The 12181-nt window shown below is 31.1% G+C and carries 15 protein-coding genes; all 15 read right to left on the bottom strand.

Going from position 1 to position 12181, the window contains the following annotated elements; all coding sequences use genetic code 4:
- Nucleotide 1: 1 nt before the first annotated feature.
- On the bottom strand, nucleotides 2-1654 hold the full coding sequence (locus ACNQ13_RS02260; protein ID WP_418035580.1) for a ribonuclease J: 1653 nt from the start codon (nucleotides 1652-1654) through the stop codon (nucleotides 2-4).
- Between the two features lie 123 nt (nucleotides 1655-1777).
- Complete coding sequence (pyk, locus tag ACNQ13_RS02255) at nucleotides 1778-3211, bottom strand: pyruvate kinase (RefSeq protein WP_418018817.1); 1434 nt, start codon at nucleotides 3209-3211, stop codon at nucleotides 1778-1780.
- Nucleotides 3212-3391: 180 nt separating this feature from the next.
- On the bottom strand, nucleotides 3392-4315 hold the full coding sequence (locus ACNQ13_RS02250) for an MAG1430 family protein (RefSeq protein ID WP_418027886.1): 924 nt from the start codon (nucleotides 4313-4315) through the stop codon (nucleotides 3392-3394).
- Nucleotides 4302-4895, bottom strand: coding sequence for a ribosome biogenesis GTP-binding protein YihA/YsxC (gene yihA, locus ACNQ13_RS02245; protein WP_418027887.1), 594 nt, complete (start codon nucleotides 4893-4895; stop codon nucleotides 4302-4304). Before yihA ends, ACNQ13_RS02250 begins: the two co-directional genes overlap by 14 nt.
- Nucleotides 4888-5319, bottom strand: a complete 432-nt coding sequence (locus ACNQ13_RS02240) for an adenylyltransferase/cytidyltransferase family protein (protein ID WP_416741770.1) — start codon at nucleotides 5317-5319, stop codon at nucleotides 4888-4890. Before ACNQ13_RS02240 ends, yihA begins: the two co-directional genes overlap by 8 nt.
- Nucleotides 5309-6502, bottom strand: coding sequence for an acetate/propionate family kinase (locus ACNQ13_RS02235; RefSeq protein WP_416741769.1), 1194 nt, complete (start codon nucleotides 6500-6502; stop codon nucleotides 5309-5311). Before ACNQ13_RS02235 ends, ACNQ13_RS02240 begins: the two co-directional genes overlap by 11 nt.
- 187 nt (nucleotides 6503-6689) lie before the next feature.
- Nucleotides 6690-7052 (bottom strand): 50S ribosomal protein L17, encoded by a 363-nt coding sequence (gene rplQ, locus ACNQ13_RS02230; RefSeq protein WP_418018820.1) that lies wholly within the window; start codon nucleotides 7050-7052, stop codon nucleotides 6690-6692.
- Nucleotide 7053: 1 nt separating this feature from the next.
- Complete coding sequence (locus ACNQ13_RS02225) at nucleotides 7054-8064, bottom strand: DNA-directed RNA polymerase subunit alpha (protein ID WP_416741767.1); 1011 nt, start codon at nucleotides 8062-8064, stop codon at nucleotides 7054-7056.
- 28 nt (nucleotides 8065-8092) lie between these two features.
- A complete protein-coding gene (gene rpsK, locus ACNQ13_RS02220; RefSeq protein ID WP_257089267.1) occupies nucleotides 8093-8482 on the bottom strand; it encodes a 30S ribosomal protein S11 in 390 nt (129 codons plus the stop codon).
- A gap of 2 nt (nucleotides 8483-8484) precedes the next feature.
- Nucleotides 8485-8853 (bottom strand): 30S ribosomal protein S13, encoded by a 369-nt coding sequence (gene rpsM / locus ACNQ13_RS02215; RefSeq protein WP_416738602.1) that lies wholly within the window; start codon nucleotides 8851-8853, stop codon nucleotides 8485-8487.
- 13 nt (nucleotides 8854-8866) lie between these two features.
- Entirely contained in the window at nucleotides 8867-8980 is a 114-nt protein-coding gene (rpmJ, locus tag ACNQ13_RS02210) for a 50S ribosomal protein L36 (RefSeq protein WP_078746966.1), read from the bottom strand.
- 10 nt (nucleotides 8981-8990) lie between these two features.
- A complete protein-coding gene (gene infA, locus ACNQ13_RS02205; RefSeq protein ID WP_465223544.1) occupies nucleotides 8991-9191 on the bottom strand; it encodes a translation initiation factor IF-1 in 201 nt (66 codons plus the stop codon).
- Nucleotides 9192-9206: 15 nt separating this feature from the next.
- Entirely contained in the window at nucleotides 9207-9953 is a 747-nt protein-coding gene (map, locus tag ACNQ13_RS02200) for a type I methionyl aminopeptidase (protein ID WP_416741765.1), read from the bottom strand.
- A gap of 33 nt (nucleotides 9954-9986) precedes the next feature.
- Complete coding sequence (locus ACNQ13_RS02195) at nucleotides 9987-10652, bottom strand: adenylate kinase family protein (RefSeq protein ID WP_418035579.1); 666 nt, start codon at nucleotides 10650-10652, stop codon at nucleotides 9987-9989.
- A complete protein-coding gene (gene secY / locus ACNQ13_RS02190) occupies nucleotides 10646-12046 on the bottom strand; it encodes a preprotein translocase subunit SecY (RefSeq protein WP_416741763.1) in 1401 nt (466 codons plus the stop codon). Before secY ends, ACNQ13_RS02195 begins: the two co-directional genes overlap by 7 nt.
- Between the last annotated feature and the right edge of the window lie 135 nt (nucleotides 12047-12181).

The raw sequence follows: 12181 nt of genomic DNA, 5'->3' as shown, positions 1-12181 counted from the left end.
ATTAAATTGTAGTTAATGTTAATGCCACCATAGGATCTTTATCTTTTAATTTGAAAATCTTCTTACGAATAGTTTTTCTTAGTTTTTCGTTAACTTCTCTCATTGATGTAAATGTTTTAGTCTTAAATACTTCAACAATTAAATCTGTAATTAATGCATTGGTTTCTTCGATTTCGCTTTCATCAATTACGCCAATATAGCTTATATGCAACTGTCCAATAATTTTCTTAGTCTTAGGTGAATAAAGACCATTAATAACTATAACACCTTCTCTTCCTAAAGCCTCTCTTTCGGCAATAACTTCTGAAGAAATATCACCTACTCCAAAACCATCAATAATAGTATTTCCAACTTCCTTAATCTTACCATTATGACTAAATAACTTTTCACCTTGAAAGTGTGCTATTTTACCGTTCAACAGCACAATTGGATCAATATTTTGTTTCTTACTTAGTTCATCACAAATAAATTCACTTGCGCCTACTAAATAACGATATAAACCTTGAGTCGGGATAAAGTAACTTGGTTTAAGGTGTTTTACTAAGTTTAATAAGTCTTCTTTAGTTGGGCGTAAATAGAAATAATCATTATCTAATATTTCATAAATATTAGGGGTGATTTTGGCGACTAAGTCCATCATTTCAGCATACTTAGATTCGAGCCCATTTACCGGAGGCGCCATAAGGATCATAGTATCGTCATTATTAAGCTTTAAGTAAACATCTTTTTCTGATGCGATTCTTTCAAAACGATTATATAAGCGCTCTGTGGCTGCTGTAACCAAAATAACTGCATTATCATATTTAGCTATTGATTTATAATCAACCACTTCAGGCAACTTAACATTATCAGTAAATTTAGAAATTAAATAAAGTAAGTCAGCATATGTTTTTCCATAAGGAATAATTGGTCGATTATATTTGATTGCTAAATCAATTACTTGTTGAATTGAAACCATTTCTTCACCATAAGCACCTACAATAATTCTCTTATCTTTAGCAGTATTTTCAAATGCAGTAGTAAGCTTAAGATTTGATTTATATTTTTCAATTGCTCGTCCAGTAACATTGCTGCGTCCTGCGTCTGTTACTAAAGCAATAACTGGCTTGTGGCTAAAATAGTTAGCTAGTGATTTAAAATTAGTTCTACCATAGATTCCTAAATCACCTTCTACATAATTAAACATAAATAGATAGTCACCTGCAGCAGTAGAAAAGTTGAACCCAGTATTCCCTGGCATTGAACCGGTTAAATTGAATGGAATAACATCTACTGATCCAATTTTAGTTTTTCCTCTTAAGGTATTGATTTTAAAACTTTTTTGATCAATTCCATATTTAGAAATTCTTTCAAGCACCATAACTTTATTAAAAGCTGAAGTATAAATTTGTAAGTTAGGAATTTTCATTAATAGTCAAGGTAAAGCTGAGAATGATTCGTTCTTAATATCAGTAATAAAGACACCTTTAATTTTGTCTTTATTTTTAACTAAATAACTAAAGTCAGGAATTAAAGTATCTACTCCATTGTTTGCATCAATTGGGACTTTTACACCTGCATTAATTACATAAATATCATTATTATGTTCAAAAATATAGCAGTTTTTACCATTTTCATCTTGCCCACCTAGAGCAAAAATATTAACATTATTCATTGTTTTCTCCTGTTGAATTATTTTGTGATTCCATGAAAATTAATAATTATTTATTAACTAGCTTAATTATAACATTAAAGCAAAAAAATATCCGCTACAATTAGCGAATATTTAAATAGTTAATTATTTAACAACGTGTTCTGTAATAACATCGTTTTCAACAACTAAGAATTGGTCACCTTTTTGAATTCCGTATGGTTCAAGAGCTGTAACAGCATTTTCGTGATCTTTCTTAATTAATGGGAATAAAGCTTCAGAATCAACAGATGTTCAAACACTTGAATATGATCCAAAAGCGTTTACTAATAATGGGTTGTTAACTACACCAATGATTGTTGAATTTGGTCTAAATTTAGCAACTTCTTTTAATAATGTTCCAGTTCTAGATAATGTAACAACAAATTTGTATTTTCCATCTTTTGTTTTTTCAGCAATTTTGTAAGCGATTTGTGAACGTTTGTTTGATTGGTCTGAGTTTGCTCAAACTTTTTCAAGTTGCACATCGTAGTAGTTTCTTGCGTAGAATTCTTTTTCTGCTCTTCTTGAGATAGCAGCCATTGTTTTAACAGCTTCAAGTGGGAATAATCCGTTTGCACTTTCTCCTGAAAGCATTGTTGAGTCAGCACCTAATTCAACTGCATAGTAAACATCTGTTACTTCTGCACGTGTTGGGTGAGGTGAGTTTTCCATTGAGTCTAACATTTGTGTTGCTACGATAACTGGTTTACCAGCTTCACGACATTTTCTGATCATCATTTTTTCATAGTAAGGAACGTCGTAGTAAGGGATTTCAAGTCCTAAGTCTCCACGAGCAACCATGATACCATCTGACGCTTCAATAATTTCATCGATGTTTACACATCCTAAGTGAGATTCAATTTTTGAGAAAATTTGAATGTGGCTTCCACCATTTTCGTCAAGTAATTTTCTTAATTCTTTAACATTACGTGCTGAGTTAACAAATGAAGCAGCAACGTAGTTAATTCCGTTTTCAATTCCGAATTTAACATCATTGATATCTTTTTCAGCTAAGAATGGTAATGAGAAATCAACACCTGGTAAGTTAACACGTTTATTAGTCTTTAATTTGTGTGTGTTTTCAGCCTTAACTTTAACGTATCCTTTACCTACTTCTGTAACAACTGTTGATAATTTACCATCATCAATTAAAACTTGGTTTCCCACAGCTAAATCTTGTGCCATATCATAAGCAACTGTGATTTCTGTAGATGTTCCTTCTAAAGTTTGGTATTTTTCACTTGTTGTGTGAATTAAAACTTCAGAACCTGATTGCACTACTTGAGCACCATCTTTCATTTTTCCAATACGAATTTCTGGTCCTTTTGTATCTAACATTAATGAAACAGGGATTTTGAGTTCTTGTGAAACTCTTTTTCCTAATTTAAATTTGTTTAATTGTTCTTCGTGTGAACCATGGCTAAAGTTAGCTCTAATTGTTGTAACACCATTTTCCACAAGTGAAAGTAACATGTCGTAGTTATCACTTGATGGACCGATAGTAGCTACTAATTTAGTTCTTTTATCAGTAATTTTCATAATACTCCTATAAGTAATTTTTATATATGTATTTTATCACTAATAACAACAATTTAAAAAATTTATTTCTTACCTATTTTTAGGACTTAAAGTTTTTAAAAAATGCATTCTTGTGCCTTTATATCAATGCACAAGGCATAGAAAAAACCTTGTTAATTTAAAAATTAACAAGGAATGTTATTAAGCAGTAACTTTTTCTTCTGCTTTAAAAATATTATTAAAGGTTTGGATACCTTGAGCATCATTTTGTGGGTAAAAACTTTCCACTTTACTTAGGTCACTTTTACTTGCTGCAAGCACTTGGTAACCATAAGTATAATGAATTTCAACAGTATCATTTTGGAATTCTAAAGTAACTTTATTTCAATCAATTGCTGTTACAGAAGCTAAGTTAAAGTCAAAATATTTCTTAAATCAAGTTTCACGGTCCATGCTAGCTTGGCTAGATTTTGCTATATCTGCTAGCATTTGATCATAACTTGCTTTAAATTTAGTAATTGAATCAAAATCATGTTTAATATCAGATTCCTTAGCAGTAATCGAAATAGTATTATTTAATTGATATGGGTTAAATTCAGGGAACTTTTTAAAACCTGAAAGTGTGTATACTTTAGTTACATTGTCTTGTAATGAAGCATCTTGTTCTTTCATAGTGCTTGTAACAGGGTAAGTTACTTCAAGATATAAAACACCCTCAAAATCGTTAGCATATGACTTAAATTTAATTAATGAATAGTCATCCTTATTAAAAATTGCTGCTAATGGTTTAGATTTATCATATAGATAAAATTCTACCCTTGGTTTTTTGCCATCATTATCAACTACTGCTTTTTGAGTTAATAATTCAACTATTTTTAACTCTTTACTTCAAGCATCACTGTCTCACTTTTCTCTTGTTACTTGAAGTGGGTTACTTGCGTATTGTGATGCTAAAACATCTTGGTTTAAACTGGAAGTTTTTTGTAATTGATACTTATCTAATTCTTGTACTAAAGTTAATTTCTTTTGTTGCTGTGCAATAGAAATAGAGGTTCCAATTATTCCACCAAGTGCAAAAGCTCCAATTATTCCATAGGCTATAAATAGCTTATTACTTTTCTTCATAATTTTCTCCCGATAAGGTATCGTTAATATCATTAATTAAGTCATTAATTCCAATTTTAGTTTCACTTGAGACAATAAAATATTGAAATGGTCCATATAGCTGACGAGCAGCTTGAATATCCTTTAATAATTGATGTTTTTCCTTTTGCTTTAATTTATCTGCTTTAGTATAAACAATTTTAAAAGGAACACCAACTCGAGTTAAAAACTCAATTGGTTCAACATCAGTTTTAGTAATCCCATGTCTTGCATCAATTAATAAATATAAGCATTTTAGATTGCCACGATTAATAATATATTCATCAATCATTTTATTCATTTCAACTAAGATAGAATTTGATACTTTAGCATATCCATAACCAGGCAAATCAACAAAGACAGCTCCATACTCGTTTTGAAAGAAGTTCAAAAGTTGTGTTCTTCCTGGTGTTTTGGATACTTTGGCTAGCTTTTTATTTGAAACAATAGTGTTAATTAATGAGCTTTTGCCTACATTTGAACGCCCTCAAAATGCAATCTCATTATAGGGATGCTCATATCAATTTTCTTTTTTAGTAGCTGATTTTACGAATTTAAACATTGAATTTTTCCTTATGTCTGATTAATCTAGATTGATATTTAATATCTTGGCAATCTGGGACTATTAATATAGTTTCTAGCTTAGGATTTAATTCTTTATTTCCACAGGCTAATTCTAATTCATATCCATAATCGCTATTGTTTCTGGCACTACGAATTAGTCATTGAACACCTAGATCATCAGCTAGATGTGCAGTTAATTTAGTTGTATTTTGTAGTACAATCACCCTAGGGTCATCTTGATAAAAGTCTTTTATAATTTGGTAGTTTTTACTAACTCGCGAGCAATTATCCTTATCGGGATTTCATGTTACTACAAGATAAATTAAATCAAACAATTGCAACGCTTTGGCCACAATTGCTTGGTGTCCTGGATGAAACGGATCAAACGATCCAGCATACAAGGCATTTTTATTATTTAGCATAAATTTCTAATGCATTACGTGCAATAACTAATTCTTCATTAGTACGGATAACAAAAACTTTAACTTCGCTATCTGGTGCAGAAATTAATGCATATTCATCAAATGGAGCAGTATTTGCTTCATGATCAAGCTTAATGTTTTTGAAAAATAGCTTGTCAATTACCATTTGTCTAATTAATGCTACGTTTTCACCAATTCCAGCAGTAAATACTATAGCGTCTGGATTTCCACCAATTTTGTTTGCATATAGAGCTGTATAGTCAGCGATTTTTTGTGCATATAATTCTAAAGCAAAAGCTGCGTCTTCATTTCCGTTACGAGCAGCAGCTGTAATATCACGCATATCGCTTGAAACTGTTGATACTCCATATAGACCACTTTGTTTGTTTAGCACATTAGTAAATTCTTCAATACCCATACCTGTTTGTTTACATACAAATTCATGAATTGAAGGATCTATATCACCACTTCTAGTCCCCATCATGATTCCTGCTAGTGGTGTTAATCCCATTGAGGTATCAAATGATTTAGAGTCTTTGATAGCACATAAACTACCACCATTTCCTAAGTGTAAGTTAACAAATGTTACAGTTTCTTTGCCTAGTATTTGAGCTAGTTTTTCTGAGATATATTGGTGTGAAATTCCGTGAGCACCATAACGTTTGATTTTATATTGTTCAGTTATTTTTTTAGGAATTGCATATGTTGCATTAACTTTATCAATTGTTGTATGGAATGCTGTGTCAAAATCAGCAGATAATTTAGCATGTGGAAAAACTTTTCTAAATCCTAAGATTGCTTGAACTGCTCCTGGGTTATGTAAAGGTGCATACATTGAGCATTCATCAATTAAAGCAATTTCTTTATCGGTTACTTTAGTTGTACGATCGAAATATGTTCCACCTTGGACAATTCTAAATCCAATGTTAGAGATTTCATCAGGGTTAGAAATTAAGTTAATTTCTTGCATTAACTTATATAGTTCATTAACTGCTTCTTCATGTGTAGGCATAGCTACAACTCTTTCATATTTTTGACCATTGTATTTTAAAACGATATTTCCTTCTGGTAAGGTAATTCTTTCAGCAATACCACTAGCAATTAGTTCTAAAGTTTGTTTATCAAATAAACTTAATTTAATTGAACTGCTTCCAGCGTTGATAACTAAAACTTTTTGATTCATTTCTTTCTCCTTTATTAGCTTTAATAAGCACTTGCTTATTTCAAATTTACAAGCTTTTTAAAATAGCTATTAATTAATAGCTAAATTATACCAATTATTCAAGTTTTTAGCATAGTATAAAGCTATAAAAAAGTACTTACCTTATTATCCGGTAAGTACCTAATTGCGTGTAATTAAAATTGTAAAATTAAACTAATTCAATAATTGCCATACGTGTTGAATCACCTTGACGACGAGGTAATTTAATAATTCTTGTGTATCCACCATTTCTTTCAGTATATTTTGGTGCAATATCTTCGAATAAGTATTTTAATACTTCTTTTCCATCTTTTGTTTGGATTGGACGTAAATAAGCAGCAACAGCACGTCTGTTAGCTAATGTTGGGTTTTTAGCCTTTTGAATCATTCTTTCAGCATGTCTTCTTACTTCTTTTGCTCTTGTTAAAGTTGTTACGATTCTACCGTTAACATATAATTCGCTCACTAATGAACGCATTACACCATTTCTTCATTTTGTATCACGTGAATAAATTTGAGTTGGATTTGCCATATTACTCATCTCCTTCTTTTAATTCGTAACCATATTCTTTTAATTTGTCTATGATTTCTTGAATTGATTTTTTACCTAAGTTCTTTGTTTGTTCAAGTTGATTCAATGTAAGTTCTCTAATTTGAGATAATTTAGTTCTTTTGATTCTCTTAAGAGCGTTTGCTGAACGAACTGAAAGTCCCATTTGAGCAATATCTAAATCATCTTCTTCTTTTTCTTCAACTTTTGGTGCTTCTTCTTCAAAAATATCAAGTTTCATATCCTCTACTGATCCAATTACTTGGAATAATCCCATTAGGATTTCAGCAGCTGATTTAATAGCATCTTTTGCTTTTACAGTTCCATCTGTATGAATTGTAAAGTCTAATTTTTCTTCTAGTTTTGGTGATGATGAGTTTAATTCAGAAACTGAATATGCAACTTTTGTAATTGGAGAGAAGTTTGAATCAATAGCAATAAAGTTAGCCTTTTTAATGTCTGTTAAAGCTGCTAATTCTGCTTCTCTTCTTGACACATAAGCTTTGTTTTCATCAAATGACATATATCCACGTCCAGGACGTAAATATAATTCTAGATTTAATGCATTTTCACTTGAAACTGTTGCTAGATACACATTGTGATCTAAAACTTGTACACTTGGATTATTAACAACTTTTAATGATCTAGCTGTCACAGGTCCAATTGCATTTGAAGATAAAGTCACCTTAATAATTTCATTATCTGAAACTTCATTGGCATCATATGTGAATCTAACTTTTCTTAGGTTCATAAATAAACTTGGTACATCTTCGACTACATCTTTAATAGTTTGGAATTCATGTGTAACACCTTCGACTCTAACACAGAATGGTGCTAGTGCTGTAACACTTGAAAGAAGTGTACGTCTAAGAGCAACTCCCAAAGTGTTAGCATAGCCTCTTTCTAAACCTTGTAAAGAAAATGTAGTTTCATATTCACTAGTTTCTCTAATTTGTGGTTTTTCTAAATAATTTGGTTTTTTAAATTTTTCCATTGTTTGTACCTTCCTATATGTTTACGAATTATTTCTTCATACGTTCACGTTTTAAAATACGTTTTGGAGGTCTTGTTCCGTTGTGTGGAACTGGTGTAACGTCCTTGATTTCTGTAACTGTAATTCCGCTAACTTCGATTTGTTTTCTTGCAGCGTCTTTACCAGCTCCAAGTCCTTTTAATTCAACTTTAACTGTTTTGATTCCGTGTTCTTTAGCAGCTTCTGCAGCAGCTTGTGCAGCTAATCCAGCAGCATATGGAGTCTTTTTCTTTGTACCTTTGTATCCAATTGCTCCAGCTGATGATCAAGCAATAACATTACCATTTTCATCTGCAAATGTAACAATTGTATTTTGGTTTGTTGAGTGGATGTGTGCAACACCACTTGTAATGTTCTTTTTCTTTGTCTTACGTGCCATGATTATTTACCTTTCTTTCCAGCAACTGTTTTTCTAGGTCCTTTACGTGTACGAGCATTTTTCTTAGTGCTTTGTCCACGTACAGGTAATCCTTTACGGTGTCTCATTCCACGGTAACATTTAATTTCCATTAAACGTTTAATGTTTAAACTTACTTCTCTACGTAAGTCACCTTCAGTTGTATATTCTTTAGCAATTTCACGGATTCTTGATAATTCTTCTTCTGATAAATCTTTTACACGAGCATCTTCGCTGATGTTTGCTTTAGCACAGATTTCTTTTGCTAATGAGTTTCCAATTCCATAAATGTATGTTAATGAAATAACAACACGTTTATTGTTAGGAATTTCAACGTTTAAAATTCTAGCCATTTAATTTCCCTTCTTATCCTTGTCTTTGTTTGTGCTTTGGTTGTTCACAAATAACACGGATAATTCCTTTACGTTTGATAATTTTACAGTCTTTACACATTTTTTTAACACTTGCTCTAACTTTCATTAGTTCTCCTTTATTTGTGTCTGTATGTAATACGTCCTTGAGTTAAATCATAAGGACTTACTTCCACATCTACTGCATCTCCAGGTAAGATTCTAATGTGATTTACTCTCATTTTACCTGAGATATGCGCTTTAATTACTACGCCATTTTCTAATTCCACAGAATAATCATCTGTTGAATATGCCTCTTTAACAATGCCTGTTAGTTTAATTGCGTCTTTAGCCAATTAAATTCCTTTCGTTAGAATGACACCCTTGCCATTCTTGATTAATACTGTATGTTCATAATGTGAATTATTACTTCCATCAGCACTAATTACAGTTCATCCATCCTTAAGAGTTTTAATCTTAGGACATTGCGTAATCATTGGTTCAATACAGATTACCATGCCATCCCTAAGCAATGGTCCTGTACCTTTTACACCATCATTTGGAACATAAGGATCTTCATGTAACTTACGTCCAATTCCGTGGCCACAGAATTCAGCTGGTGTATAAAATCCATTTTCTTTAATACACTTACCAATGGCATAAGAGATGTCTCCAACTCTTGCACCTTTTTTTATAGCTTTAAATCCAGCATAAAATGACTCTTTTGCTATATCAATTAATTTTTGATCAGCTGCTGATATTTTGCCAACTCCCTTAGTAAATGCACTATCACTATTATATCCTTCTCAAATGCAACCTAAGTCAACACTGACTAAGTCACCTTCTTTAAGGACATAATCACTTGGTATACCATGTATCAATTGTTCATTTACAGATATACATGCTGTAGCAGGAAAGCCATATAAACCTTTGAATGCAGGTTTTGCTCCCCTTTTTATTATTTCTTTAAAAGCCAATTGATCAATATCTTTTAAAGAAACACCTGGTCTTACAAAGTCCCAAATAACTTGTTTGACTTCTGCCAAGATTTTGCAAGATTTAGAAATTTTTTCGATTTCTGTTGGATTTTTAATAGTTATCATAGTAAAAATCCTTTCTACTTTATTCTAAAGTTTTTATATTTTATCATTTTTTTCAATTAATTTAAGAACTTTATCTGCCACTAAATCAGGGGTTTGTGAAGCATCTATCACATTTAATTCGTTTAAATTAGCATAATAGTCTAATAATGGTTTAGTTTGTTCTTCATATAAATCTAATCTATGTGCGATTCTTTCTTCTGTGTCGTCTTGTCTTTGAATTAGTTCCCCACCACATAAATCACATGTACGATTGTCTTTTGAAGGCTTGCATTTTACGTGGTAACTCTCAGCACATTTTGAACAAGTTCTTCTTCCACTTAAACGATCTAAAATAATTGCTTTATCAACTTTTAGTTCAACAACCACAAATTTAAAGTCAGTTAATGTTTTTAAAAATTCTGCTTGAGCTATTGTTCGAGGGAATCCATCAAGTATAAAATATTTATTTTCTTTCTTTAGTTTTTCTAGTGAATTTTTAACGATTGCATTAGTAATTTCATCAGGTACATATCCACCTGTTGTAACAATATTTTTTACTTTTAATCCTAATTCTGTTTGTTCTTCAATTTCTTTTCTAAATATATTTCCTGTAGAAACATGGATTAAATTGCTTTTACTTGCAATTAATGAGGCTACAGTTCCTTTTCCAGCTCCTGGTTGCCCCATGAAAATAATGTTAGTTTTTAAATTGTTTATCATAATAGTCCTTCGACGCTGTTAGCTTCATAGTTTTCAATATTTTTCATTGATTCTCTCTTAGCTTTAGCTAATCTATATGTCTTTCTGCGAGCTTGCAATTGGCTCACTGTTTCAAGTGATACACTAACTAAAATCATTAATCCTGTACCACCAAATGAAATTACGCTTGGTAAAATTCCTGCCATAATTTCAACAAATTGCATTCCACCTAATATTAGTAAATAAATAGATGAGAAAACACTTAATCTAAACACAATAGCAATTAAATAATCTTGTGTTTCTTCTCCTGGTCTAACCCCTGGAATAAATGTTGAGTTTTTTGCGAAGTCTTCAGCAATTTTATCAACCTTAGATTGTTGAATTCCCATTACTAAAGAGAAAGCAAAAATAATAACCAATAAAAGTGTAAATCCAATAGGTTGTGTAAATTGTAAGTTTTGATTAATTCATTGTTTAGAAGCATTGGTATCTGGAAGTATATTAGCAATCATTGTAGGGAATGATAATACCATCATAGCAAAAATAATAGGCATAATCCCACCTGGGTTTAATTTAATAGGTAAATTACCCATATCTTTTTTATTTTTTGATCTACCAGCTCCAATTTGTTGAATAGGTATATGTCTTTCAGCTGTATATACAATTGCTATAATCATAATAATTACTAAATACACTAGGATGTATGTTGTAAAGTTTACTATTCCAACCAATGAACTAGAAAGTTTTGAAGGTTCTAATCCAATGTAGTGGATAAATGCTTCTTTAAACTGGAATGGAAGTCTAGCTGCAATACCTGTAAAAATAATTAAGCTAGTTCCATTTCCAACACCTTTATTTGTAATTTGTTCAGAAATAAAAAGAGCAAATAATGAAGTAGCAGTAAGAATAACTGGAAGTATAAAATAAGCCATTGTAGCTTCAGATATTCCTGTTCCTGCTAAATCAAATCCAATAAATGAATTTCTTCCTCCAGCTGTTAAAGTCTTAAGTAAGAATACAGCTTGAGGATATGAGATAATAAGAGTAAGAAATCTTGTGATTACATTTATCTTTCTTCTTCCTTGAGGTCCACTTTGGCTCAATTTATGAATGGGAGGAAAGATTTTGGATTGAAGGATCATCATTATCAATGAAGCATTGATGAATGGGCTGATTCCTAAGGCAAATAATGAAAATTGTCTTAATCCACCACCGCCAATTAAATTAAGGGTGTTTAAAAATGAGTTATTACCAATCTCATCTGCATTAACTAGTCTTACAAATGGAACAGTAATTGTGGTACCCATAATATAAATTATTAAAAGGAATGAGGTAAAAATAACCTTCTTGGTTAATTCTTTATTGCTTCAGAAATTATTTCATTGGTTCTTTATTTTAAATATTAAAGTGCGCAAAATTTCCCCTTTTTTTGTATTACAGCGTAATTATATCTTATTTTTGAAAATAAAAAAACGCCTTTAGCGTTATTTATATATTCTTTGGAAACTGAATAGTAATTAAATAATTCATTAAAATGTCTGAATACATTA

Source organism: Mycoplasma milvi, from assembly GCF_048284715.1.
Lineage (GTDB): Bacteria > Bacillota_I > Bacilli_A > Mycoplasmatales > Metamycoplasmataceae > Mycoplasmopsis.
Note: the sequence above shows the minus strand (reverse complement) of the source record. Positions and strands in the feature narration are given on the sequence as shown.